A 25034-nucleotide genomic window follows, 5' to 3' on the forward strand; every position below is an offset into this window, starting at 1 on the left:
GGGGCGGGGCCGCGGGATGGCCGCCGTTGCCGTGCGGGGCGGGTGCCGCGTGGCACGATGACCCCTGTCCGCCGCACCGGAGCAGGCGGACGGCCACCGGCTTCGAGGGGGAGGTGTCGATGGTCCAGCCACCCGACTGGCAGCCGCCCGACGGCTGGGGCCAGCCGCGCTACCTGCCGCCCAGCCCCGCACCGTCCACACCACCTCCCACACCACCGACCACACCACCCTCCACATCACCGAGCGCTCCTCCGGACCAGCCCGCCGCCCAGTACGGAGCGACGGCAGGGTACGGACCGCCCCCGGGCTACGGACCGCCCCCGGGGTACGGCGCTCAACCCGGCTGGACGCCGCCACCGCCGCCCGGCGTCGTCCCGCTCCGTCCGCTGGGTCTCGGCGACCTGCTGGACGGCGCGGTGCGCAGCATGCGGCACAACCCGCGGGTGATGTTCGGGCTGTCCGCGCTCGTCATGGGGCTGTCCGTGGTGGTGTCCACGGTGCTGCTGCTGGCCGGGGTGTCGCAGGCGGTCGACGCGTTCGACCCGGCGAGCGGGACGCTGACCTCCGACCAGGCCGTCGACCTGGTCTCGGCGGGCATCGTGCCGTTCGTCCTGCCGCTGCTGGTGCAGTGGTTGGCGATGTCCGTGCTCAACGGCGTCCTGATCAGCGCGGTCTCCGACGCCGTCATCGGACGACGTCCCACGGCCGGCGGGGTGCTGCGCCGGGTCGGCTGGGCCGGCGTCGGGCGGCTGCTGCTGGTCACCTTCGCCACCGCTGGGCTCGGCCTGGTCGCCGTCGCCGTCATCGCGGTGCCGGTGGCGGCGCTGTTCGTCGTCGCCGTCCCTGCGGGGGCGGCGGCCGCTGTGCTGGGGACCCTGCTGGCGGCCGCCGTCCTGGTCTTCCTGTACGTGCGGCTGGCCTTCGCCGCCCCAGCGCTCCTGCTCGAGCGGCTCGGCGTGGTCGCCGCCCTGCGCCGCTCGTGGCGGCTCGGCAGGGGGTCCTGGTGGCGGGTGCTCGGCGTGCTGCTGCTCACCGCGATCATCGCCGGCGTGACCTCGGGGCTGCTCCAGCTGCCCTTCGGGATCATCGGTGAGCTGGTCGGCGTCGCGATGGGCTCGAGCGGCGACGACTCCTCGCTCACCGTGGCCGTGGTGGTCTCCGCGATCGTGTCCAACCTCGGGGCCGTGCTGGCGGCGACCGTGGTCTCCCCGTTCTCGGCCGCCGTCGTGTCACTGCTCTACATCGACCTGCGCATCCGGCGCGAGGGCCTGGACGTCGCCCTGGTCCGCGCCGCGGCCGCCACCGCGGCCGAGGCCGCGGACCCGTCCGGCACCAACCCGTCCGGCACCAACCCGTCCGGCAACAACCCGACCGGCCCCCACCGGTGAGCCTGGGCTCGGCGAACGCCCCGCTCGAACCAGGGCGTGAGCTCGCCCGGCAGTGGGCCAGGCAGGAGCTCAGCGACCCGGTCTACGCCAGGGCCCGACCGGGCTGGCTGCGCCGCGCCGTCGACTGGGCGCTCGACCAGCTGAGCCGCATCGAGATCCACCCGACCCGGCTGACCGACCCCCGCACGGCCGTCGTCCTGCTGGTGGCGCTCGCCGTCGTGGTGCTCGTCGTGGTCCGGCTGCGGCGAGGCCGACTGCGCGGCGCAGCGCAGGACGCCGAGCGGCGCGAGCTGTTCGGTGCGGTGGCGCGCACCGCCGCGGCCCACCGACGGCTGGCCGACGAGGCTGCCGCCGCCGAACGCTGGGCGGACGCCGTCCGCGAACGGTTCCGCGCCGTCGTCCGGACGCTCGACGAGCGCGCCCTGCTCGACGACCGACCGGGCCGAACGGCTGACGAGGCGGCCGGCGAGGCGGGTCGGGTCCTGCCCGACCTCGCCGCCGGGCTGACCGACGCGGCCCGGCGGTTCGACGACGTGACCTACGGCGACGCCGCCGCCGGCCCGGCGGACGACGCCCGGTTGCGGGCCCTGGACCAAGCAGTCACCCAGGCGCGGCTGCCCGTGGGGGCTCGACCGTGAAGCGACCCGGCGCCGGGCCCGTGCTGGTCGGGGTCGTGGTCACGGTGGCCGTCGGCATCGGCCTGCTGCTCGTGCGCCCCGGCTCGTCGGGACTTCTCGACCCGGACAGCCCGGCACCGGACGGCACCCGCGCGCTCGTGCACGTGCTGCGCGACCACGGCATCGACGTCCGCGTCCAGCACCGGTTCGACGCGCTGAGCAGCGACGTGCAGGCCACCGGCACCCCGGTCACCGTCGTCGTCGCGCGGCCGGACCGGTTGGGCGCCGGGCGCGTCGCCGACCTCGACCGGCTGACCCAGGGCTCGCGCGCCGACCTCGTGCTGGTCGGCGCGCAGGACGACGTGCTCGCCGACCTGGACCTCCCCCTCGGTGCGAGCCCGGCCACGTCCGACGTGCGGCTCGACGCCGCCTGCGAGGACGGCGCGGCGGGCCGGGCCGGCGCGGCCGACCTCGGCGCCGACGTGGCATACACGACCAACGACATCGGCGGGTCCGGGACCGACCGGGTCCGCCAGTGCTACCCCACGGACCCCAGCGCCAGCGCGTTCGTGCAGGTCGCGCAGCGGGACGGCCGGAGCACCACCCTGCTCGGCTCCGGCGCCGCCCTGACCAACGACCGGCTGGGTCGCGCCGGAAACGCCGCCCTGGGCGTCGGCGTCCTGGGCCACCAGCCGGTGCTGGAGTGGTGGGTGCCGGACCCGCTGGACGGCGCACCCCGGGCGAGCACGCCTACGCTCGGCGACCTCACCCCGGACTGGGTCCGGTACGGCGCGCTCCAGCTCGTCGTGGTGCTGGCCGTGCTGGTGGTCTGGCGCAGCCGCCGGTTCGGCCGGCTGGTCCGCGAGCCGCTGCCCGTCGTCGTCCGTTCGATCGAGACCACCCGAGGACGCGCCCAGCTGTACCGCCGGGCCAGGGCGAGCGGGCGCGCCGCCCAGGTGCTGCGCGCCGCCAGCCTGCAGCGCCTCGCCGTCGGGGTCGGGCTGTCCCGCAGCGCACCCCCGCCCGAGGTCGCAGCGGCCGTCGCCCGCGCCAGCGGTCGCGCTCTGGACGACGTCGAGGCCCTGCTGCTCGGCCCCGACCCGGCGGATGACGCCACACTGGTCCGGCTGGCCCGCGACCTGGACGCCCTCGAGAAGGAGGTTCACCGAACGTGACCGATCCGACTGATCTGCCCGTCCCGCCCGCGGATGAGGCCCGGCAGGCGCTGCGTGACGTCCGGACCGAGGTGGCCAAGGCCGTCGTCGGCCAGGACGCGGCCGTCACCGGGCTGGTGATCGCGCTGCTCGCTCGCGGCCACGTGCTGCTCGAGGGCGTGCCGGGCGTCGCGAAGACGCTGCTGGTCCGGTCGCTGGCGGCCGCGCTCGACCTCACCACGACGCGGGTGCAGTTCACCCCGGACCTGATGCCCGGCGACGTCACGGGATCGCTGGTGTACGACTCGCGGACCGCCGAGTTCTCGTTCCGCGAAGGTCCGGTGTTCACCAACCTGCTGCTCGCGGACGAGATCAACCGGACACCGCCGAAGACCCAGGCGTCGCTGCTCGAGGCCATGCAGGAGCGCCAGGTCAGCGTCGACGGCCAGCCGCGACCGCTGCCCGACCCGTTCGTGGTGTGCGCCACCCAGAACCCGGTGGAGTACGAGGGCACCTACCCGCTGCCCGAGGCCCAGCTCGATCGCTTCCTGCTCAAGCTGACCCTGCCGGTCCCGCCGCGCGAGGACGAGGTGACCGTGCTGCAGCGGCACGCCGACGGCTTCGACCCCGGCGACCTGGCCGGCGCCGGGGTGCGCGCCGTCGCCGGCCCGCAGCACCTCGCCGCGGCCAGCGCCGCCGTCGGGACCGTGCACGTGGCGCCCGAGGTGCTCGGGTACGTCGTCGACCTGGCGCGGGCCACCCGGGTCTCCCCCTCGCTGTCGCTGGGTGTCTCGCCGCGCGGGGCGACCGCACTGCTGGCCAGCAGCCGCGCCTGGGCCTGGCTGGCTGGACGCGCCTACGTGTCGCCGGACGACGTCAAGGCGCTGGCCGGCGCGACCCTGCGGCACCGGGTGTCACTGCGCCCGGAGGCCGAGCTCGAAGGCGTCACCACGGACGCGGTGCTGGACGGGGTGCTCGCGTCCGTCCCCGTGCCTCGATGAGCGATCTGACGAGGGCCTGGTGACGCTGACCGGGCGCTGCGCGCTGCTCGCGCTGACCGGCGTCGGGTGGGTCGTGCTGGTCATGCCGAGCCGGCTGGGCGTGCTGGTCTGGCTGCTCGTCGTCCTGCTGGCGATCGGCGCCGACCTGCTGATCGCCGCCAGCCCGCGCGCCCTTGAGCTGACCCGCGGCACGACCGGCTCGGTGCGCCTCGGCGAGCCGGCGGCCAGCGAGCTGACGGTGCTCAACCGCGGCCGGCGCCGGCTGCGGGCGCGGCTGCGCGACGCCTGGCAGCCCTCGGCCGGCGCGGACCCGGACCGGCACGAGCTGACCGTGCCGGCAGGCGAGCGACGCCGGGTCAGCACCCCGCTGCGGGCGCGGCGCCGCGGCGACCTGCTCGCCGACCGGGTGACGGTGCGCTCGCTCGGTCCGCTCGGGGTGGCGGCCCGGCAGCGGTCGGTGGCCGTACCGGGTCGGCTGCGCGTGCTGCCGCCGTTCACCTCGCGCAAGCACCTGCCCAGCCGGTTGGCCCGGCTGCGCGAGATCGACGGCCGCTCCAGCGTGAACGTGCGCGGTCAGGGCACGGAGTTCGACTCGTTGCGCGACTACGTCGAGGGGGACGACGTCCGCAGCATCGACTGGCGGGCCACCGCACGCCGCCGTGAGGTCGTGGTGCGCACCTGGCGTCCCGAGCGCGACCGCCGGGTGCTGCTCGTGCTGGACACCTCGCGCACCGCCGCCGCCCGGGTCGGCGACGAGCCCCGGCTGGACGCCGCGATGGACGCCGCGCTGCTGCTCGCCGCCCTGGCCAGCCGGGCGGGCGACCGGGTCGACCTCATCGCGGTGGACCGGCGGGTCCGCGCCCGCGTCGAGGGGGCGAGCCCGACGTCCCTGCTGTCGTCCCTGGTCACCGCGATGGTGCCGTTGCAGGCCGAGCTGGTCGAGGCGGACTGGTCGGTCGCGGTCGGCGCCATCACCAGTCGGCTCAGCCAGCGCTCGCTGGTCGTGCTGCTCACCGCCCTGGACTCGGCGGCGGTCGAGGAGGGCCTGCTGCCGGTGCTGGCCCAGCTGACCCGGCGGCACCAGGTGCTGGTCGCCTCGGTCGCGGACCCCGACATGGACCGGATGCGCTCCCTGCGGGACACCCCGGAGGACGTGTACGACGCGGCCGCCGCCGAGCGCCTCGGGCTCGAGCGCCAGCGGGTCGCCCGGTTGCTCACCCGGCTGGGCGCGGACGTCGTCGACGCGTCGCCGGCCCAGCTGCCGCCGAAGCTGGCCGACCGCTACCTGGAGCTGAAGGCCGCCGGTCGGCTCTGAGGCCCGGCTCGATGGCGCTAGCCCGCGATGGGCAGGGCGTCCCCGACGTACCGCTCCTCCAGGTCGCCGATCTCCCCCCGCCGGACCGCCCACCGGCCGAGGGTGAACACGTACGTCAGGAACGCGACCTCGACCAGCGCGCCGATACCGATCCGCGCCCAGGTCGGCAGCGGCGACGGCGTCACGAAGGCCTCGATGGCCCCTGACACGGCCAGCACCAGCACCAGCCCCATCGCGATGGCGACGGCAGCGCGGCCCTCCTGCGCGAGCGCGCCGGAGCGGGTCCGCGGCCCCGGGTCGATCCACGACCAGCACAGTCGCAGCCCGGTGCCCGCAGCCACGAAGACGGCGGTGAGCTCGAGCAGCCCGTGCGGCAGGATCAGCCCGAAGAACAGGTCGAGCCGGTCCCGGCTGGCCATCAGCCCGCCGACCAGCCCGACGTTGAGCGCGTTCTGGTAGAGGATCCACAGCACCGGCAGCCCCAGCACGCCCGAGGCGATGCAGAGCGCGGCGATCCAGGCGTTGTTCGTCCAGACCTGCGCGGCGAAGCTGCTCGCGGCGTACGTCGAGTAGTAGCTCTCGAAGTCGTTCTCGACGAGCTGGCGGATCTGCTCGTCGCTGGCCACCGCGGCTTGCACCTGCGGGTGCGCCGCGACCCACCAACCGACCGCGAGCGCCAGCACCAGCGAGGCGAGCGCGCACGAGATCCACCACCGGCGCGCGCGGTACAGGGCCGCCGGGAACGACACGGCGAAGAACCGAGCGAGGTCGCGCCAGGCCGCCTCGGGCGGGCCGGTGGTGGCCGCCCGGGCGCGGGTGACGAGGGCGGACAGCCGGGCCACCAGGGCCGGGTCGGGTGCTGTGGACCGGACGACGGACAGCTGGGTGCCGACCCGCTCGTACAGCGTGACGAGCTCGTCGGCCTCGGCCCCGGTCAGCCGGCGACGTCCGCTGAGCTCACCCAGCCGCGCCCACTCCTGCCGGTGCGCGCTGACGTACGCGTCCAGGTCCACGGGGCGACCCTATGGCCTAGCCTGCCCGGGTGGACGTGAAGGTGACCGGCGACGCGATGGTGACCGGGGACGCCGTCCTGCTCGACATCCGGCCGGCCTCGTTCGCGTCCCGCGCGGTCTCCGGTGCCATCGACCTGGGCGTCGAGCTGCTCGCGCTGATCCTCCTGCTGGTGGGCGCGGTGCAGCTCGGATCGGGGCTGGACGGCGCGGCCGCCGCCGCGATGGCGCTGACCATCGTGGTCGGGATCACCGTCGGCGTCCCGGTCGTGACGGAGACGCTGACCCGCGGCCGCACGCTCGGCAAGCTGGTCATGGGGATGCGCGCCGTGCGGGACGACGGCGGGCCGATCCGGCTGCGCCACGCGCTGGTGCGCGGCCTGGTCGGCTTCGTGGAGATCTGGGTCTTCTGGGGCGTGCCGGCGCTGCTGTGCTCGCTGTTCAGCGCCCAGGGCAAGCGGCTCGGCGACCTGGCCGCCGGCACCTACGTGGTGCGCGAGCGGCCGGCGCGCGCGACGTCCGTGATGGCGCAGATGCCGCCGCAGCTGGCGGGCTGGGCCCGGCACGCCGACATCGGCCGGCTGCCCGACGGGCTCGCCCTGTCGGTGCGCCAGTTCCTCAGCCGCGCACCGGGGATGCACGCGGGCGCCCGGTCCCAGCTGGCGTCATCGCTGGCCGCGGCCGTCACCGCGCACGTCGCGCCGCCGGCACCGGCGGGCACCCACCCCGAGGCGTTCCTGGCGGCCGTGCTCGCCGAGCGACGGGCCCGGGACGTCGTCCGGCTGGCCCGGGACGAGCACCGGCGCCAGCGGCTGGCCGCCACCGACTCGGTCGAGAACGCACTCGCGCGGGTGCGCCGCCCCTGACCCGAAGGTCTGGACGGCGCACCCGCGCGGGGTGGCCAGCCGACGTCGAGCGAGCCGGGGCTCGCTCCGGAACGGCTCAGTAGCGGTAGTGCTCCGGCTTGTACGGGCCCTCGACCGGGACGCCGAGGTACTCGGCCTGGGCCTTGGACAGCTCGGTGAGCTGGACGCCGAGGGCGTCCAGGTGCAGCCGGGCGACCTTCTCGTCCAGGTGCTTGGGCAGCACGTGCACGCCGAGGGGGTACTCCTCGCCGCGGGTGAACAGCTCGATCTGGGCGATCGTCTGGTTCGAGAACGAGTTGCTCATGACGAAGCTGGGGTGACCCGTGGCGTTGCCGAGGTTCAGCAGGCGACCCTCGGACAGCACGATGATCGAGCGGCCGTCGTCGAACGTCCACTCGTGCACCTGCGGCTTGATCTCGGTGCGCTTCACCCCGGGCACCCGGGCCAGGCCGGCCATGTCGATCTCGTTGTCGAAGTGGCCGATGTTCCCGACGATGGCCTGGTGCTTCATCCGCGACATGTGGTCCGCGGTGATGACGTCGTAGCAGCCGGTGGTGGTGACGAAGATGTCGACGTCGCCGACCACGTCGTCGAGGCGGGCGACCTGGTAGCCCTCCATCGCGGCCTGCAGCGCGCAGATCGGGTCGACCTCGGTGATGATCACCCGGGCGCCCTGCCCGCGCAGCGCGTCGGCGCAGCCCTTGCCCACGTCGCCGAAGCCGGCGACGAGCGCGACCTTGCCGCCGATGAGGACGTCGGTGGCGCGGTTGATGCCGTCGAGCAGCGAGTGCCGGCAGCCGTACTTGTTGTCGAACTTGCTCTTGGTCACCGAGTCGTTGACGTTGATCGCGGTGAACAGCAGCTCGCCGGCCTCGGCGAGCTGGTAGAGCCGGTGCACGCCGGTCGTGGTCTCCTCCGTGACGCCCTGGATGCCGTCGGCGATGGTCGTCCACTTGGTGGGCTCGCTGGCGATGCTGGCGCGCAGGACGTCGAGGATCACGCGGTACTCCTCGGAGTCCGCCTCGGTCGTCTCGGGCACCGCGCCGGCGCCCTCGAACTCCTTGCCCTTGTGCACGAGCAGCGTCGCGTCGCCGCCGTCGTCCAGGATCATGTTCGGGCTCTCGCCGTTCGGCCAGGACAGGATCTTCACCGTGCAGTCCCAGTACTCGGGCAGGGTCTCGCCCTTCCAGGCGAAGACCGGCACGCCCTGCGGGTCGTCGACGGTGCCCTGCGGGCCGACGACCACGGCCGCGGCGGCCTCGTCCTGGGTGGAGAAGATGTTGCAGGAGGCCCAGCGGACCTGCGCGCCGAGGGCGGTCAGGGTCTCGATCAGGACGGCGGTCTGCACGGTCATGTGCAGCGAGCCGGCGATCCGGGCCCCGGCCAGCGGCTGGGTCGGGCCGAACTCCTCGCGCAGGGACATCAGACCGGGCATCTCGTGCTCAGCCAGCCGGATCTGGTGGCGGCCGGCCTCGGCGAGAGCGAGGTCGCGGACCTGGTAGTCGAACGTCATGGGGTGCCTTTCGGTTGCCGTGCTTCATCGGGTGCGTCATCGGGTACGAGGAACGGACCGGCCCACAGGACCGGTGCGCTCGCACCCGGCGCGGCCCCTCTGGGCCTGCGGCATCACCGACGCCGGAACGGCACCCACCCTACCGCGTCCGGGGCCGGCACCCGGTCGCCGCCGGCGCGCTCCGCCCTGCACTCGTGCCGCGTTCCGGTGGCCTCACCTGCTGCCGAGAGCACGCGAACGGGTCACGGCTGGGGGGTGTCAGCGGGACGGCGGATGTCCGGCTCCAGGTAGATGACCTGGGCGATCGGGACGGCGGCGCGCACCCGCCGCTCGGCCGCGTCGATCGCCAGCGCGACGTCGGACGCCGAGTCGGTCGCCGCGACCTCGATCTTGGCCGCGACCAGCAGCTCCTCCGGGCCCAGGTGCAGCGTCTTCATGTGGATCACCGAGTCCACCCCCTCGCCCAGCAGGGCCGCCTCGATGGCACGCACGTTCTCGACCGTCCCGGCCTCGCCGAGCAGCAGCGACTTCATCTCCACCGCCAGCACGAACGCGACCGAGACGAGCAGCAGCCCGATCATCGCCGTGCCCGCGGCGTCCCAGCGGCCGTTCCCGGTAGCCAGGGTCATCGAGACGCCGAACAGGGCGAACACCAGCCCGATCAGGGCGGCCAGGTCCTCCAGCAGCACGACCGGCAGCTCGGGTGCCTTGGCGGTCCGGACGAACTGCACCCAGCTGCGGTCCCCCCGCACCTCGTTCGACTCGTGGATCGCCGTCCGGAACGAGTAGGACTCCATCCCGATCGCGGCCAGCAGCACGACGATCGGCACCCACCGCCAGGCATCGATGCCGTGCGGGTCGTGCCACTTGTGGTACGCCTCGTACAGCGCGAACAGGCCACCGATCGAGAAGAGCACGATCGAGACGATGAAGCCGTAGACGTACCGTTCGCGGCCGAAGCCGAACGGGTGCTCGGGGGTGGCGCCGCGCTTCGACCGCTTGCCACCGACCAGCAGCAGCACCTGGTTGCCGGAGTCGGCCAGCGAGTGGATCCCCTCGGCCAGCATCGAGCTCGACGCGGTCAGCGCGAACGCGGCGAACTTGGTGACCGCGATGCCGAGGTTCGCGGCGAGCGCCGCGACGATCGCCTTGGTACCGCCGCCTGCTGACATTCGGGTTCTCCTGGGGTCGTCGAGCCGGTGCCCGGAACGGGCGGTGCGAGAAGGGTCTCAGCGCGCGTCGCGCAGGTCGGCCACGTGCGGGGACAGGCCGGGATCCAGACCGAGCGAGATGGCCAGGTAGACCGCGGCGAAGTCGGTGCGCGCGACGAGGCCGGCCAGCTGCTCGACGGGGTGACCTGGGTCGGCCGTGACCTCGCTGACCGCGACCCCGACCTCTTCCGCGAGCCCGCGGACCCGGTCGGCGAGCGCGGCGGCCTCGAAGGCGTCCTGCCCGTCGGTGGCGGGGTCCGGCGGCGGCTCGCGCAGCATCAGCAGCCGCAGGCTCGGACCGGTCGGACCGTCCAGGAACGGGTCGGCGAACACGTCCTGCTCGCCGCCGGTGAACGGACCGTCGAACGTCGCGACGACCTCGCTGGCGTCGTCCGGCAGCGAGCCGTGCACGGCCGGCGTCCGGGCGGTGCGGGCGAGCATCGCGGCGGCGCGGCGGGCGGCGACGCCGGTGACCAGGCCGTCGCCGAGCACGACCGGTACCGACCCGGCCAGCTGGACGGCCAGCACCTTGGCCGGGTTCACGAAGGACTCGGACCCCGGACGGGCGGACTCAGCCTCACGGTCCAGGCGGTCCGCGACACGGCCGAGCAGGGCGTCGTCGACGTCGGCCATGCCGAGGGCGTACGCGGCCTGCAGAACGGGCACCAGCAGCGACCAGAAGGCGGTGCGCGAGCTCGCGCCAGCCGGCGAGCGCCCCGGCTCGTGCGGCTTCTGCACCGGCACGTGCACGCCCCGCGCCTGCGCGCAGACATCGGCCAGCGGCGAACCCGGCGCGCCGACCGTGAGCAGCCGGGCCCCGCGCCGTCCGGCCTCGGCCGCGAGGGCCAGCGGCCCCCCGGCCCGCCCGGACAGCGACACCGCGACCACGAGGTCCAGCGGGCCGATCCAGCCGGGCAGCGGCAGCCCCCGGCGGACGGTCACCGGGATGGGCGCGCCGGCCCCGGCCAGCAGCGCGAGGACGTCGGCGACCATGGCCGAGCCGCCCAGCGACGCGACCAGCACCGACCGCGGCCGGTCACCGTCCCCGATCCTGGAGACCCCGGCCTCGTGCCCGCGCACCACGGACGCCCGGACCTGCGCGCCGGCGGTGGCCAGCGCGCGCAGCACGCCGCTCGGGTCGCCGGCGGCGATGGCCTCGGCGTCGTCCAGCAGCTCGCTGTCCATCAGGTGCCCACCAATCAGGTCGACGGGGGCCGGGCCTCGTCGACCAGCATCACGGGGATGCCGTCGTCCACCCGGTAGGCGAGCCCGCAGTCCGCCCCGGTGCAGACGAGCTCGGGACCACCGGTGGGGCCGGTGTCGTCCCGCACCTCGGCGTGGCACTTCGGGCAGCGCAGGATCTCGCGCAGCCACGGCTCGATCGTGTTCGGCGTCGTCACGGGGGACAGCCTGCCAGGTCAGGCCCGGATGAGCGCCAGTGCCCGGTCCCGAACCTGCTCCATCGTCGCGCGGTCGGCGGCCTCGACGTTCAGCCGCAGCAGGGGCTCGGTGTTGCTGGCCCGCAGGTTCAGCGACCACGAGAGCCGGCCGTCAGGCCCGTCGCAGGTGAGCGTGAGGCCGTCGAGGTGGTCCTCGACGACGTCGCCGGCGAAGGCGAGCCGCACGTCCTCGGTGCGCGCGGCGGCGTCCGTGACCGTGCTGTTGAGCTCGCCGGAGGAGGCGTAGCGCTCGTAGTCCACGGCCAGCTCGGACAGCGGCAGCGGCTGCTCACCCAGCGCGGCGAGCACGTGCATCGCGGCCAGCATGCCGGTGTCGGCGAACCAGAAGTCGCGGAAGTAGTAGTGCGCGGAGTGCTCGCCGCCGAAGATCGCGTCGTGCTCGGCCATCTGCGCCTTGATGAACGAGTGACCCACCCGGGTGCGCACCGACCGCGCCCCCAGCTCGGCGACCAGCTCCGGGACGGCGCGTGAGGTGATCAGGTTGTGGATCACGGTGGGGTTGCCCCCGCGGGCCTGGTCCACGGCGATCTCGCGGGCGGCCACCAGTGCGGTGACGGCGCTCGGGCTGACCGGTGCCCCGCGCTCGTCGACCACGAAGCAGCGGTCGGCGTCGCCGTCGAAGGCCAGGCCCAGGTCGGCGCCGTGCTCGACGACGGCGGCCTGCAGGTCCACCAGGTTGGCGGGCTCGAGCGGGTTGGCCTCGTGGTTCGGGAAGGACCCGTCGAGCTCGAAGTACAGCGGGACGACCTCCAGCGGCAGCGGGTCCAGTCCGGCGTCGGTGCCGAGCACCGCTGGGGCGGTCAGACCGGCCATGCCGTTGCCGGCGTCCACCACGACCTTGAGCGGGCGGATGGCGGCCAGGTCGACGAGCCCGCGCAGGTGCCGGCCGTAGTCGGCGAGCACGTCGCGGTGGCTGAGCGCGCCGGTGACCTCGGCGGGACTCGCGTCGCCGTCCAGCAACTCCTCGGCGAACCGGCGGACGTCGTCCAGGCCGGAGTCCTGCCCGACCGGTCGCGCGCCGGCCCGGCACAGCTTCACGCCGTTGTACTGGGCCGGGTTGTGGCTGGCGGTGAACATCGCGCCGGGCGCGTCGAGGGCGCCGGACGCGTAGTACAGCGCGTCGGTGGACACGAGCCCGACCAGGACGACGTCCCGGCCGGTCGTGCGGAGCCCGTCGGCGAACGCGGCGGCCAGGCCCGGCGAGGAGTCGCGCATGTCGTGGCCGACCACGGCGGTGCCGGACGGGTCGTCGGCGACCACCTGCCCGAACGCGCGACCCAGCGCGCGGGCCACGTCCTCGTCGAGCTGGTCGGGGACCAGCCCCCGGACGTCGTAGGCCTTGACGATGGACGCGAGGCTGGGCATCCGGCAAGCCTAGCCGGGTGCCCAGGTGCGGGTCAGGAGACCTTGCGGGTCCGCTCGATGACGTCGCTCACGGTGAGCTCGACGCCCTCGTGGCTCCAGCTCTTGTGGCCACAGACGCGGCACGAGGTGAAGTCGACCGGGGTGCCGTCCGTCAGGTTCATCGACAGCGAGGTGACGCGCGGGGACGAGCAGTCGAAGCAGGACGACGCGGTGCGGGCGTCGCGCTGGGTCAGCGAGCCCAGCGGGAGGGACGGGCGGGCAGCGGCGGAGCGGGGCATCAGGGGAACCTTCCGAGCGACGTTGCGGGCAGGTCGCCGTGGGAGCGCGACCACCATGACTTCGTCCACGACTCGAAAGAACTTGAGCACCCGGCGTGTCCCGACAAATCGGACACTGCTTCTCAGGCCTGGTCGAGGTCGCGCAGCACCCGCAGGTGGCCTCGCCGTCCCACCTCGACGGTGCCGCTCGTCGGCACGGCCGTCGGCGCGACCGGCCGGGCGGCCTCGCGCACCGCGTTCGCCAGCGCGAGCAGGTCGTCGTCGCTCGGACCGATCGCCTCGACCTGCGGGGCGAGGCGCATGACCTCCCACCCCCGCGGAGCCGTCAGCCGCTCGGCGTGCTCGCTGCACAGGTCGTAGCAGTGCGGCTCGGCGTACGTCGCCAGGGGCCCGAGCACGGCAGTGGAGTCGGCGTACACGTACGTCAGGGTCGCCACCGCGGTGCGGGTGCACGCAGGGCGGGTGCACCGACGCATGGGGTTCACGAGACTCGACGCTACCCGCTCGCGCCGACCGGACCGGGGATTGCCCGACGTGCCGGCGCCGTGTCGTCGTCCCGCCGCCTAGACTGACCAGGTGCTGCGCCGGCCCTCCCCCGCCGACGACCCGCCGCGTCCCGCGCCTCGCCGCCGGGACCGCCGTGGGCGCGGGCTCCGCGGACCGCTCGCCCCGACCGACCTCCCGGCCCACCGCACTCGCCGCACCCAGTTCGACGACCTGGTGCTGGACGCCGCCGAACGCCTCGAGCAGCGCTGGGGACGCGAGCTGGACGGCGTCGAGTTCGCGGTCGAGGACGTCCCGCCGAGCGACCCGGCGCCGTGGGAGCGGGGCGAGGTCCCACTCGGCCGGCTCTTCCCGGCCCAGGGCTCGCTGCCGCCCCGCGTGGTGGTCTACCGCCGGCCGCTGGAGACCCGGGCCCCCGACCGGTCGCTGCTCGCCGCCCTGGTGCACGAGGTGGTCGTCGAGCAGGTGGCGCACCTGCTCGACCTCGACCCCGGCCAGATCGACCCCGGCCTGGCCGACGACTGAGCCAGGGGGTTCGGTCCTGCTGGTGGGGTCCGGCGGCTCAGTCGGCCGCGGCGGCGACGTCGGCGGGCACCCGGGTCAGCGGCGCGAGCTGGCGCAGCGGGGCCGAGCTCACCAGCTCGATCCCAGGCATCCGCACGATGGTGGAGCGGGCCGCGTACCAGGGCCCGCTGCCCGCCTTGGCCTTCAGCCAGACGCTCGTGCCGGCGACCGGGACCACCCGCGTCGTGCCGGCCGTGACGTCCACGGGCGTACTGACGGCGCTGCCGTCCGCCTGCACCGTGACGACGTCCAGCGAGGCGGCCTTGTCCGGGGCGCTGAGGACCACGTCGACGGTCCAGCCCGGCGCCGACACCGCGTGCGCGATGCCGGTCAACGAGGTCACCGCGTCGCTGGAGGCCGACCAGACGAGGTCCCCGCCCGCGGGTGACAGCGAGGAGTGCACCATCGCACCGGCCAGCACGGGTTCGTCCGCGTCGACCTGGATCGCGTAGGCGCCGGACGGCACCTTCGACAGGTCGATGTCGTGCGACGAGCCGCCCGCGACCCGCACCACACCGGCGTCACCGAGGTCGACGGCACCCTTCTCGCCGATCAGGTGCACCTGGGCCACAGCCTCCGCCGCGCCGGGCACCGCGATCCGCAGGACCGCGCCCAGCCCGAGCCGCACGCCCGGTACGACGACCTTCTCGGCCGGCGGCAGCGCCGCGACGACGTCGTCCGAGCCCAGCGCGGTCAGGCCGTCCAGCCAGGAGTCGTTCAGCACGGCGGCCACCGAGCCACCGCTGCTGCGCACGTGCACCACCGGGGACGTGACCCCGGGAGCCAGCGCGTCGAGCAGCAGCACCGTGCGGGCGTGCGGAGCGAGGGCGACGGTGCTGCCCGGCGTCCTGGCCACGGGTCCGTCCGCGCCGAGCACGTCGACGCTGACCTCGGTCGTGGCGTCGTGCGGGTTGGACAGGACGAGACGGCCGCGGCGGCCCTGCTCGGACCCACCGCCCACCAGCCACACGTCGTCCGCGGGGACCGTGCAGGGCGCGGTGCTCAGACCGCGCAGGTCACCCTGCGGGACCGCCGTCAGCTGGTCGGCGATGACCCCCGGAGCCGCCGCACCACGGGCCTGCACCACCGGGGACGCGGGCGCGGTCTGGCCGGCCGCCAGCGAGGTGCCCGCATCGGCGCCGAGCTGGGTGGTGGCCAGCTGCTTCGTGCCAGCGGTGATCGTCAGCGACCCGGACGACGACCCGCGGCCGGGCTCGGGCAGCAGGGACGACGGGGGCACTGCGGCGAAGACCTGCGAGGGCGCCGGGGCCTGGGCCGGGTCGGCGCCGCGCACGCCGATCGTCTCCGGACCTGGGCAGACCAGGTCGACGGCGTCGACCGGGACGGCCTGCGGGGTGCGCGTTCGGGCCGGGCCGGGCTGGCTGGCCACGGCGGCGGGCACGATCAGGGCCGTCGCCACGACGCCCACCGCGAGCACCGGGACGGCCACCTTGGCGGCCAGCGCCGCCCAGCGGCCGGGCCTCATCGCAGCTCCCCGTTCGGACGACGGACCGGCAGGGCGAGCAGGCCGACGAGCAGCACGAGAGCGAGTTCGGCCCACCGCCAGCGGGTCACCGTCTGGTCGTCGGCCCGCACCACCAGGTGCCCGCCGTGGGTCGGCAGGACGTACGCCTGACGCCAGCCGGTCACGGCGCTGGCACCGGCCACCCGCAGCGGGATGCCGTTCAGCTCGGCGTGCCGCAGGTCGGACGGCGCCTCGGACAGCACCAGGAGCCGCCCCGCGCGACCCGCGGGGATCGTCGTGTCGACCGCCGCGTGCGGCCCGGACGTCGGCACCGCCGCCAGCGAGGCGCCGGCCGCGGAGACCAGCTGGGCGCGAGCGGTGGAGTCCAGGCCGCCGGAGCCGACCCGGTAGAGCTGGCCGTCGGTCGAGCGACCGATCCGGGCCAGCCCGGCGGTGGCGTCCAGGCGTTCCGTGAGCTGCGCCGGGGCCGGGTCGCGCACGAGCAGGAAGCCGACGGCGAGCTGGCGCAGCGACGCCACCGTGCCCGGACCGGGCAGCGCGGTGTCGGGGTTGGCCAGGGCGGCCGCCACGGGCCGCACCGGGTCCGCCGTGGCGCGCTCGTCCGCTCCGGCCCGGGCGCGGACGTCCCGCGCGACGGCACCGGGTTCGCCGCCGTCCAGCCGGTAGGTGATCTGCCCGTCCTCCGCGGCGAGCACGAGGGTGCGGACGGCGAGCGGGCCGTAGGCGGCGTCCGCGGCCACCGCGGGCAGGCCGGTGCCTCTCGTGGTCTGCAGCGGACCGTCGGCGCCCTCCCAGGCCCACGCCCCGACGGCGACCACCGGCGCGAGGACCGCGACCAGCACGACGGGGCCGAGCAGCAGCTGCCGCCAGCCGAAGCCGTAGCGGGCCAGCCGGGACTGCAGCCCGTCGGCCGCCACCAGCGGTGCGGCCAGCAGCGCGAGCAGGGCGAGCAGGGCGCCGGTCCCGGACCAGCCGGTCAGGACCTGCTGCCCGGGCCGGCTCACCTGCACCCACGGTGCCAGCACCGCGAGCGCGAGCCCGAGCACCGCGAGCCAGCCCAGCGCCGCGACCGCCCAACCGCGACGTCCGCCGCGCAGCAGCGAGAGCGTGGCCAGCACAGTCAGCGGGCCGAGCCACAGGGCCACCGTCCACAGCGGCCAACCCTGGTGCAGGCGCAGGACGTCCGTCCACGCCTGCCAGATGTTCAGCCCGTCCCCCACCTGCGACACCGGGGCGGGGTCGGCGACCGCGCCCGGGCCGGCCAGCAGCAGGCGCGGGTCGGCGACGATCTCGGTGACCCAGGGCCCCAGCAGGGCCACCGGCAGCACGGCGACCAGCAGGGCGCGCCAGCGCGCACCCCGGGCGAGCAGCACGCCCAGCAGCCCGATGCCCACCCCGACCGCACCCAGCAGCGGAACGGCGGAACCGACCACCGCGATGCCGAGCGCCGCGGCGAAGGTGGCGGTCAGCCGGCCGGGCTTGTCCGGGGACAGCGCTCGGGCCAGCGCGGCGGCCACCAGCGGCAGCACGATCGTGATGGCTACCGGCCCGACGCGCCCCTGGGTGACGGCGGCGGTGAGCAGCGGTGCCGCGCCCCAGGCGAGCGCCGCCCAGGCCCGCAGCCAGCGCGAGCGGGTCGCGATCCCGGCCGCGACGTACGCGGCGATCGCGGCCAGCACCGGCGCGGCCGCCAGCAGGAGGGTCAGCGAGCGAGCGGGTGCCGCGGCACCGGCGACCGTCTCGACGAGCCGGATCCAGCCGGCGTCCAGGACGGCGGCCGGTGAGCCGAGCTGCTCGGTGCCCAGGCCCGGACCGCGCACCGCGTCCAGCCCGGCATGCCAGTGCTGGACGGCGCCGGCCGGGCTCGGCCGCAGCTCGCCGCCGGTGAGCGTGGCCGAGCCGAGCAGCGCGTCGCCGAGCCGTCGCCAGGCGACGGCCGTCGCGGCGACCAGGGCCAGCACGACCCAGGTGAGCGGGTGCCGCACCACGCGGCTCGGCCAGGTGAGCGGCGCAAGGTCCGCCGGGTCGGCCACCTCGTCGATGACGGTGTGCAGTCCGGCGTCCGGACCAGCGTGCGTGCTGACCGGCGGCTCCGTGGCGGCCCAGGCGCTGACCACGTCACCGGCCCGACGCAGCGGCGCGGAGCGGGGCGTCAGCAGGCTGGACAGGCTGTGGCCGGGCACCCGGCGACGTCCGCGCGAGCGCCAGCGCGAGCCGAGCCAGCGCCACGGCGCGATCAGCACCACGCCGGTCGCCAGCACCTCGTCGAAGGCCCGTCGCGGCGACTTCGCAGCCAGCAGCGCGATGGCCCGGCCGGCCGAGAGGAGCACGAGCCAGCACAGCAGGAACGGCACGGCCCACCAGCTGCAGCGGGCCAGCGCCACGTGCTGGCCGTGCCGGAGGTCGACCCGGCGCAGCGCGCCGGCCTCGGCGTGCACCTCGCGCAGCCCGTTCGTCGCCGCCTGCGCGTCGGCCACCACGGCGTTCGGCGCGAGCAGCACCCGGTGCCCGGCCAGCTGGGCGCGCCAGCACAGGTCGATGTCGTCGCGCATCAGCTTCAGGGCCGGGTCGAAGCCCTCGAGCTCGTCCCAGACGTCGCGGCGCACCAGCATGCCGGCCGACGGCACGGCGAGCACGTCGCCGCGGTGGTCGTGCTGGCCCTGGTCGCGTTCGATGCCGTCGACGCCCGTGTCGCGCCGGCCACCACGGCCGACCGTGAGCCCGACCTCGACCAGCCGGTTCGCGTCGTCCCAGTCGACCAGCTTCGCGCCGACGACACCGACGGACGCCGACGTGCCGGCCGCCGCGAGCAGCTGCTCGAGCGCCCGCGGCTGGGCGGCGCTGTCGTCGTGCAGCAGCCAGATCCAGCCCACGCCATCCAGGTCGCCGCGCTGCTGCGCGTGCTCGAGCGCACGGCCCACGGCGTCGCCGAAGCCCGTGTCCCGCGCCGCCGTGACGACCTGGGCGTCGTCGAAGGCGGCGCCCAGCAGGGCCGGCGAGCCGTCCGTGGAGCCCGTGTCGACCGCGACGACCAGGTCGGGCGGGCGGGTCTGCTCGTCCAGCGCGGCCAGGACGCGTGGCAGCCACGGTGCGCCGTCGTGCACGACGAGCACCGCCAGGACGCGGCCCAGCCCCGGCGCTGCTGCCGGCCGGGCGAGGGTGGCAGCGCCGTCGGGTCGAGCAGGCGAGGTGAGAGTGATCAGACCGCCTGCTTCTTCAACCGCCGACGCTCACGCTCCGACAACCCGCCCCAGATGCCGAACCGCTCGTCGTGGGCGAGCGCGTACTCGAGGCACTCCGAACGCACCTCGCAGGACACGCAGACCTTCTTGGCCTCGCGCGTCGAGCCGCCCTTCTCGGGGAAGAACGCCTCCGGATCCGTCTGCGCGCAGAGCGCGCGCTCCTGCCAGGACAGCTCGGCGTCGCCACCATCGGCGAGCTCGAGCAGGTTCGGCATCTCCAACGAGCCCAAGGTCACCGGAGCGACCGGTACGACCGAGGCCTCGCGACGCAGGAACGCGTCGAAGTCCTCGCCCGCGGGCGGGTGGTCGATACCGGGGAAGTCCTCCGTGCCACGCTGCCGTCCGATGACGCTGGGTGCAGTCGCTGCGTTCAGCTGGTTCACGGCCCCTCCTCGACCCTCGATGCCTGCCGCCCCCTCCCCGAGGGCACCATGACATGCCTGGAATTACACGCGTGTCATACCCCTCTCGTCAAGCCGGTCGGTGATATTCAGCGTTTGGTCCGCAGATACGCCCGAACGGGTGAACGGGCCGCTGCGACACCTGTCCGGCCGGCTGAGACACTTCGCGCATGCGCATCACAGCCATCGCCGGCGGGGTCGGCGGCGCCCGCTTCGTCCGCGGCCTGCTCGCCCACCTGCACTCCTCACCGGACGCCGACCGGCGCTCGACCGAGGTCACCGTGATCGGCAACACCGGCGACGACATCACCCTGTTCGGGCTGCGGGTCTGCCCGGACCTGGACACCGTCATGTACACCCTCGGCGGCGGCATCGACGACGCGCAGGGCTGGGGTCGGGAGGGCGAGACGCACACCGTGCAGGGCGAGCTCGCCGCCTACGGTGCGCAGCCGCAGTGGTTCGGGCTCGGCGACCGCGACTTCGCCACGCACATCGCGCGCAGCCAGCTGCTCGGGCTCGGGATGCCGCTGTCCCAGGTGACCGAGGTGCTGTGCGCCCGCTGGGGACTGCCCGAGCAGGGTGTGCGGCTGCTGCCGATGACCGACCAGTCGGTGGAGACGCACGTGGTGATCGAGGACGACGAGGGCCGACGGGCCATCCACTTCCAGGAGTGGTGGGTGCGCCACCAGGCGGCCATCGCGGCCCAGCAGATCGTCGCCGTCGGTATGGAGCGGGCGGTGGCCGGACCCGGTGTGCTGGAGGCGATCCGGGACGCCGACGTCGTCCTGCTGCCGCCGAGCAACCCGGTGGTCTCGATCGGCATCGTGCTCGGCGTCCCGGGGGTACGCGACGCCGTTCGCGGCACCCGCGCTCCGGTCGTCGGGGTGTCCCCGCTGATCGGCGGTCGGCCCGTGCGCGGGCACGCCGACGCCTGCCTGGCCGCGATCGGCGTCGACACCACGGCGCTCGCCGTGGCCGGGCTGTACGAGGACTTCCTGGACGGCTGGCTGGTGGACACCGCGGACGCCGAGGCCGCCTGGCCGGCCCGCCTCGCGGTGCGCTCGCGTCCGCTGCTCATGTCGGACGTCGACGCCGCCGCGGCGATCGCCGGTGCGGCGCTCGACCTGGCGGTCGAGCTGCAAGGCGACCGTGCCAGCGCGTGACGGCGCGCTGACTCCCGCGGAGCTGTCCGTCCGGGCCCTACCCGGGCTGCCCGAGATCGCTGCCGGGGACGACCTGGCCGGCCTGCTGCTCGCTGCCGCCGGTGACCTGGCCGACGGGGACGTGCTGGTGGTGTCGTCGAAGATCGTCTCGAAGGCCCTCGGGCTGGTGGCCGACGCCGCGGACCGCGAGGACGTCGTCCGGGCGCAGTCGGTGCGGGTGGTGGCCGGACGGCGGACCCCGCGCGGGTTCGCCCAGGTGGTCGAGTCCGTTGCGGGTCCGGTGATGGCGGCCGCCGGGGTGGACGCGTCGAACACCGCGCCGGGCACCGTGCTGCTGCTGCCCGCCGACGCCGACGGCGAGGCCCGGCGGCTGCGGCGCGCGCTGCGGGCCGCCGGGGCGCCGCGGATCGCCGTCGTGGTCAGCGACACCGCCGGCCGGGCCTGGCGCACGGGCCAGACCGACTTCGCCCTCGGCGCCGCCGGCCTGGTGGTGGTGGACGACCTGCGCGGCAGCCTCGACGCCGGTGGCCAACCGCTGGAGGTCACCGAGCGGGCCGTCGCGGACGAGGTCGCCGCCGCCGCCGACCTGGTCAAGGGCAAGGCGTCCGGGGTCCCGGCGGCCGTCGTCCGCGGGTTGGCGGCCTTCGTCACGGACGACGAGGGGCCGGGCGCCTCGATCCTGTTGCGGGACAGCGGGTCGGACTGGTTCCGCTACGGCCACGTCGAGGCCGTGCAGGCCGCGCTGGGGGTGCCGCCCGGGTCGGTCGAGCCGCCGTCGGTGCTGCCCGAACCGTTGTCGCACCGGGTGCGGCGTGCCGTGCAGGTCGCGCTGGTCGGCGGTTTCCGGGTGCAGGTGGACGTCGCCGCGGACGGCGCAGGGTGCACCCTGCACGGGGACGCCTTCGCCTGCGGCGCAGTCGGTCAGCGCCTGCTGGTCGCGCTGTGGGCTGAGGACCTGCGCGGCGAGCTCGCGGCCGACGGGTACCGCGACGGTCGTCTCGAGGCGACCGTCGTCACGGCGCCGGGCTGACCGCGCGTCCGGCCATCACCAGGTCCGCCACCCGCTGCGCAGCGAGGCCGTCCTCGTGCGCGCAGTACCGCTCGCGGAATCGCGCGTACGGCTCGGACCACCTGTGCCGCAGCAGGTCCAGGTCGCCCAGGGCCGTGAGCACCTCCGCACTGGTGCGCAGCATCGGGCCGGGCGCGTCCGGTCGCGGGTCGAAGTAGAAGCCGCGGACCTCATCGCGGTAGTGCTCCAGGTCGTAGGTGAAGAACACGATGGGCCGACCGGTCACGGCGAAGTCGAACATGACCGAGGAGTAGTCCGTGACCAGCGCGTCGGCCGCCAGGTACAGGTCGCTGACCTGCGGGTGGAACGACACGTCGCGCACGTCGGGGTCGTCCGCCGGCACGATCCCGGCCAGGCGGCCCGACACGAACGGGTGCAGCCGGACCAGCAGCACCGCGTCCCCGGCCAGGCGCCGGCGGAAGGCGTCGAGGTCGAGCTGGAACGCGAAGTCGAAGTCGCCGTCACTGCCGACCTGGTCGTCGCGCCACGTCGGCGCGTAGAGCACCGCAGTCCGGTCGTCCCCGAGACCGAGCTGACCGCGCACCCGCGCCCGGACCTCGTCAGCCTGCGGCCCGACCAGGACGTCGTTGCGCGGCGACCCGGTCGTCAGCACCTGGCCGCCGAACCGGAAGGCACCGGCCAGCAGCTCGCTGCTCGCCTCGTTGGGGTTGGTCAGCACGTCCCAGAGCGCGACGTCCCGGTCGAACTGCTCGATCAGCCGACGCAGCGGCGGCGAGGGGTGCTCGATGTCGGCGTGCACCCGCTTCAGCGGCGTGCCGTGCCAGGTCTGCAGGTACCGGCAGCCGGCCGCCTTCGTCCACGGGGTGGTGATGTGGTGGTTCGAGATCACCGCATCGGCCTCCCCGAGCGCCGCGCTCGCCTCGTCGCTGCCGGTCAGGACGGTGCGCACGTCAGCCGGGAACCCGTCCGCGTGGGCCGGGTCGAGGATCCAGGTGTGGGTGAGCCCGGGGCGCGTCCTGAGCTGCTCGTAGACGGCCAGCGGGTTGTCGCTGAACCGACCGTTGAACGAGCAGTAGACGACGCGCACCAGCGCATCCTGGCAGCCCCGCCGCGCTTCGTCCTGCCGTCAGCGCACGGGCAGGTGGAAGCGCGGGGTGGGCCGGGGGGCCCGGCGGCCCCGGCGCGGCGCCTCGAGCTGCAGCAGGCGCTGCACCCGGTAGCGGTGCGGGCGGTAGGGCTCCAGGAGCTCGGCCAGCCCGTCGTCGTCCACCCGGTTGCCGGTGAGCGCCAGCCCGATCTCGCCGGGCACGTGGAAGTCGCCGAAGCTCACCGCGTCGGCGTCGCCGTGCGCACGCTGGCGGACCTCGGCCGCCGTCCAGACACCGACTCCCGGGACGGCGCGCAGCCGTCGTTCAGCATCCGCGGTGGACAGGTCCAGCGTCTGCTCGAGCCGGCCGGCCACCCGGGCGGCGCGCACCACCGTGGCCGACCGCGCGCCGTCCACGCCCGCCTGCAGCCACGCCCAGGACGGCACCGCGGCCCACTGCGCCGCCGACGGCGGCACCCTCATGCCTGCCTCCCCCGCCGGCCCGGGCGCGACCTCGCCGAACCGCAGCAGCATCCGCCGCCAGCCCGCGAAGGCCTCCTGGCCCGTCACCTTCTGCTCGAACGCGGCAGGCGCGAGGGCCTCCATCACGAGTCGGGTGCGCGGCACCCGCCAGCCTGGGCGCCGTCGCAGGGCCTGGACCAGCACGTCGTGCTGCGGCTCGAACCCCCTCGCGTCGTCGCTGGCACCGAGCAGGTCGGGCACGCCGTCCACTGCCCAGCCGGCCCCCGCCCCCCAGGCGTGGGCCTCGACGTCCCCCGCACGCACCCGCAGGTGCAACGTCGCCGCACCCTGCGGCGTGCGGCAGACGCGCCACAGTTGGCCGTCCGCCGTGAGCCGGTGGCTCGGGTCCGCGCCCCCGCGGACCAGGACGCTCAGCGTGGCCAGCAGGTCGACCGGTCGACCCGGCCGCCAGGTGCTCTCGACGTCCGGTGCGCTGACCACGGCAAGAGTGTCCCACCCGTGACCGACAGCGTCCCCCGCACTCAGGTCCGCCGTTTAGAATGGTCGCCGAATCACGAGCCGGTGCGCACCGCCCACCGCTCCACCGGTGCGGCGCCCTTCGTCGCGCCCCGACCCGCGAGGACGAACGTGGCTGCCAAGAAGGCCGACCAGGACCGCAAGGCACGCATCGCCCAGATGCAGCGCGAGGCGAAGGCAGCAGAGCGTCGTCGCTCGCTGATCATCGTCGGGGTGGCCGTGGTCGCCGTCCTGGCGATCGCCGGGGCCGTCACGTTCTCGATCGTCACCGACGACTCGCGGGTGCCCGGCGGCGAGCTCAAGTCGCTCGGCGTCTCGGCGTCCGCGGCGTCCTGCAACGCGATCACCGACGACCCCACCACGGGCAGCGGCAGCCACGTCGGCCCGGGCACCGACAAGCCCGACGTGACCAGCGTGAAGTACGCGACGGTGCCGCCGACGTCGGGCGAGCACTTCGTCACCCCGGAGTACCCGGCGCGGCAGTTCTACACGGCCGACGACCGGCCGGCGATGGAGACGCTCGTGCACAACCTCGAGCACGGCTACACGATCCTCTGGTACGACGACACGGTGAGCGAGAAGCAGGTCTCGGACCTCAAGGCCATCAGCCGCGAGGCGAACGACCAGCCGCAGGCGCAGCAGAAGTTCATCGTCAGCGCCTGGGACCCGGCCTACGGCGCCTTCCCGTCGGGCAAGCACTTCGGCCTGTCGCACTGGTCCGCGGACGCCAAGGACAACACCAAGCAGACCGGCCACCGCCAGCTGTGCGGCAACGTGTCCGGCGAGGTGGTCGCGACGTTCATCGACGCCCACCCGCGCACCGAGGCTCCGGAGCCGAACGCGCAGTGACGTCGTCCGGCGACGTCATCCTGCGGGAGGCGACCGAGGCGGACTGGCCGGCGATCTGGCCCTTCGTCGCCGCCGTCGTCGCCGACGGTGAGACCTACGCCTACCCGCTCGACCTGACGTCGGAAGAGGCGCGCGGGTGGTGGCTGGAGTCCCCGCCGGGGCGCTGCGTGGTCGCCGTCGACGGGTCCGGCGCGGTGCTCGGGTCAGCCAAGATGGGGCCGAACCGGCCCGGTCGCGGCGCGCACATCGGGACGGCGAGCTTCATGGTGGACGCCGCCGCGCGCGGTCGCGGCGTGGGTCGGGCGCTGGCGGTGGACGCCGTGGAGTGGTTGCGGGACAGTGGCTTTCGGGGGATCCAGTTCAACGCGGTGGTCTCGACGAACGTGCCGGCCGTGCGCCTGTGGCAGTCGTTGGGGTTCTCGATCATCGGCACCGTGCCGGAGGCGTTCGACTCGCGCACGCACGGGCTCGTCGGCCTGCACGTGATGTACCTCGACCTCAGCAGCTGAACGCGGTCATCCGGCGGGTTGT

At 74.9% G+C, this 25034-nt stretch carries 24 protein-coding genes; 11 read left to right on the forward strand and 13 right to left on the reverse strand.

Annotated features, from left to right (window positions below; all coding sequences use genetic code 11):
• Positions 1-119 precede the first annotated feature (119 nt).
• Genes ABEB17_RS02900 through ABEB17_RS02920 form a run of 5 tightly spaced genes read left to right on the forward strand, consistent with a single transcriptional unit; the run spans position 120 to position 5475 of the window.
• Positions 120-1388 carry a DUF7847 domain-containing protein gene (locus ABEB17_RS02900; protein ID WP_345715062.1) on the forward strand — a complete coding sequence of 423 codons (1269 nt, stop codon included), beginning with the start codon at positions 120-122 and terminating at the stop codon, positions 1386-1388.
• Positions 1385-2026 carry a DUF4129 domain-containing protein gene (locus tag ABEB17_RS02905; protein WP_345715063.1) on the forward strand — a complete coding sequence of 214 codons (642 nt, stop codon included), beginning with the start codon at positions 1385-1387 and terminating at the stop codon, positions 2024-2026. The genes ABEB17_RS02900 and ABEB17_RS02905 overlap by 4 nt, the downstream gene beginning before the upstream one ends.
• Positions 2023-3180, forward strand: coding sequence for a DUF4350 domain-containing protein (locus ABEB17_RS02910; RefSeq protein WP_345715064.1), 1158 nt, complete (start codon positions 2023-2025; stop codon positions 3178-3180). Before ABEB17_RS02905 ends, ABEB17_RS02910 begins: the two co-directional genes overlap by 4 nt.
• On the forward strand, positions 3177-4160 hold the full coding sequence (locus ABEB17_RS02915) for an AAA family ATPase (RefSeq protein ID WP_345715065.1): 984 nt from the start codon (positions 3177-3179) through the stop codon (positions 4158-4160). Before ABEB17_RS02910 ends, ABEB17_RS02915 begins: the two co-directional genes overlap by 4 nt.
• Positions 4161-4179: 19 nt before the next feature.
• Positions 4180-5475 (forward strand): DUF58 domain-containing protein, encoded by a 1296-nt coding sequence (locus tag ABEB17_RS02920; protein ID WP_345715066.1) that lies wholly within the window; start codon positions 4180-4182, stop codon positions 5473-5475.
• A gap of 17 nt (positions 5476-5492) precedes the next feature.
• Here the strand turns inward: ABEB17_RS02920 and ABEB17_RS02925 are convergent, their stop codons facing one another.
• Positions 5493-6488 (reverse strand): stage II sporulation protein M, encoded by a 996-nt coding sequence (locus tag ABEB17_RS02925; protein WP_345715067.1) that lies wholly within the window; start codon positions 6486-6488, stop codon positions 5493-5495.
• A 29-nt stretch (positions 6489-6517) separates the two neighbouring features.
• Between ABEB17_RS02925 and ABEB17_RS02930 the strand changes: the two genes are divergently transcribed.
• Positions 6518-7351 carry an RDD family protein gene (locus ABEB17_RS02930; protein WP_345715068.1) on the forward strand — a complete coding sequence of 278 codons (834 nt, stop codon included), beginning with the start codon at positions 6518-6520 and terminating at the stop codon, positions 7349-7351.
• A 76-nt stretch (positions 7352-7427) separates the two neighbouring features.
• On the opposite strand, the gene ahcY is transcribed toward ABEB17_RS02930, so the two are convergent.
• The 7 genes from ahcY to ABEB17_RS02965 all read right to left on the reverse strand — a co-directional run bounded on the left by ahcY (position 7428) and on the right by ABEB17_RS02965 (position 13654).
• Complete coding sequence (ahcY, locus tag ABEB17_RS02935) at positions 7428-8864, reverse strand: adenosylhomocysteinase (RefSeq protein ID WP_345715069.1); 1437 nt, start codon at positions 8862-8864, stop codon at positions 7428-7430.
• Positions 8865-9106: 242 nt separating this feature from the next.
• Positions 9107-10036, reverse strand: coding sequence for a cation diffusion facilitator family transporter (locus tag ABEB17_RS02940; RefSeq protein ID WP_345715070.1), 930 nt, complete (start codon positions 10034-10036; stop codon positions 9107-9109).
• A gap of 57 nt (positions 10037-10093) precedes the next feature.
• Positions 10094-11260, reverse strand: coding sequence for an SIS domain-containing protein (locus tag ABEB17_RS02945; RefSeq protein ID WP_345715071.1), 1167 nt, complete (start codon positions 11258-11260; stop codon positions 10094-10096).
• A gap of 14 nt (positions 11261-11274) precedes the next feature.
• Positions 11275-11475, reverse strand: a complete 201-nt coding sequence (locus tag ABEB17_RS02950; RefSeq protein WP_345715072.1) for a Trm112 family protein — start codon at positions 11473-11475, stop codon at positions 11275-11277.
• 18 nt (positions 11476-11493) lie between these two features.
• On the reverse strand, positions 11494-12900 hold the full coding sequence (locus ABEB17_RS02955; RefSeq protein WP_345715073.1) for a phosphomannomutase/phosphoglucomutase: 1407 nt from the start codon (positions 12898-12900) through the stop codon (positions 11494-11496).
• A 32-nt stretch (positions 12901-12932) separates the two neighbouring features.
• Positions 12933-13178, reverse strand: coding sequence for a hypothetical protein (locus ABEB17_RS02960; RefSeq protein ID WP_345715074.1), 246 nt, complete (start codon positions 13176-13178; stop codon positions 12933-12935).
• 122 nt (positions 13179-13300) lie between these two features.
• Positions 13301-13654, reverse strand: coding sequence for a DUF3499 domain-containing protein (locus tag ABEB17_RS02965; protein ID WP_345715783.1), 354 nt, complete (start codon positions 13652-13654; stop codon positions 13301-13303).
• Positions 13655-13754: 100 nt separating this feature from the next.
• Here ABEB17_RS02965 and ABEB17_RS02970 point away from each other — a divergent pair, with 100 nt between their 5' ends.
• Positions 13755-14207, forward strand: coding sequence for a metallopeptidase family protein (locus ABEB17_RS02970; protein WP_345715075.1), 453 nt, complete (start codon positions 13755-13757; stop codon positions 14205-14207).
• Positions 14208-14244: 37 nt separating this feature from the next.
• On the opposite strand, the gene ABEB17_RS02975 is transcribed toward ABEB17_RS02970, so the two are convergent.
• The 3 genes from ABEB17_RS02975 to ABEB17_RS02985 all read right to left on the reverse strand — a co-directional run bounded on the left by ABEB17_RS02975 (position 14245) and on the right by ABEB17_RS02985 (position 19189).
• Complete coding sequence (locus ABEB17_RS02975; protein WP_345715076.1) at positions 14245-15732, reverse strand: DUF5719 family protein; 1488 nt, start codon at positions 15730-15732, stop codon at positions 14245-14247.
• Positions 15729-18845 (reverse strand): glycosyltransferase family 2 protein, encoded by a 3117-nt coding sequence (locus ABEB17_RS02980; RefSeq protein WP_345715077.1) that lies wholly within the window; start codon positions 18843-18845, stop codon positions 15729-15731. Before ABEB17_RS02980 ends, ABEB17_RS02975 begins: the two co-directional genes overlap by 4 nt.
• An 86-nt stretch (positions 18846-18931) precedes the next feature.
• A complete protein-coding gene (locus tag ABEB17_RS02985) occupies positions 18932-19189 on the reverse strand; it encodes a WhiB family transcriptional regulator (protein WP_345715784.1) in 258 nt (85 codons plus the stop codon).
• 356 nt (positions 19190-19545) lie between these two features.
• Between ABEB17_RS02985 and cofD the strand changes: the two genes are divergently transcribed.
• Entirely contained in the window at positions 19546-20538 is a 993-nt protein-coding gene (gene cofD, locus ABEB17_RS02990) for a 2-phospho-L-lactate transferase (protein WP_345715078.1), read from the forward strand.
• Entirely contained in the window at positions 20525-21568 is a 1044-nt protein-coding gene (gene cofE / locus ABEB17_RS02995) for a coenzyme F420-0:L-glutamate ligase (RefSeq protein ID WP_345715079.1), read from the forward strand. Before cofD ends, cofE begins: the two co-directional genes overlap by 14 nt.
• Here the strand turns inward: cofE and ABEB17_RS03000 are convergent.
• Together ABEB17_RS03000 and ABEB17_RS03005 are read right to left on the reverse strand one after the other, a co-directional pair.
• Positions 21552-22655, reverse strand: coding sequence for a CDP-glycerol glycerophosphotransferase family protein (locus ABEB17_RS03000; RefSeq protein ID WP_345715080.1), 1104 nt, complete (start codon positions 22653-22655; stop codon positions 21552-21554). The two genes, cofE and ABEB17_RS03000, sit on opposite strands and share 17 nt — an antisense overlap.
• A 39-nt stretch (positions 22656-22694) precedes the next feature.
• Positions 22695-23618, reverse strand: coding sequence for a DNA-3-methyladenine glycosylase family protein (locus ABEB17_RS03005; protein WP_345715082.1), 924 nt, complete (start codon positions 23616-23618; stop codon positions 22695-22697).
• 147 nt (positions 23619-23765) lie between these two features.
• Between ABEB17_RS03005 and ABEB17_RS03010 the strand changes: the two genes are divergently transcribed.
• Positions 23766-24503: a DUF3105 domain-containing protein gene (locus ABEB17_RS03010; protein ID WP_345715083.1), complete on the forward strand. Its 738-nt coding sequence runs from the start codon at positions 23766-23768 to the stop codon at positions 24501-24503.
• Positions 24500-25012, forward strand: a complete 513-nt coding sequence (locus ABEB17_RS03015) for a GNAT family N-acetyltransferase (protein ID WP_345715084.1) — start codon at positions 24500-24502, stop codon at positions 25010-25012. Before ABEB17_RS03010 ends, ABEB17_RS03015 begins: the two co-directional genes overlap by 4 nt.
• Positions 25013-25034 lie beyond the last annotated feature (22 nt).

Source organism: Angustibacter luteus, from assembly GCF_039541115.1.
Taxonomy (GTDB): domain Bacteria; phylum Actinomycetota; class Actinomycetes; order Actinomycetales; family Angustibacteraceae; genus Angustibacter; species Angustibacter luteus.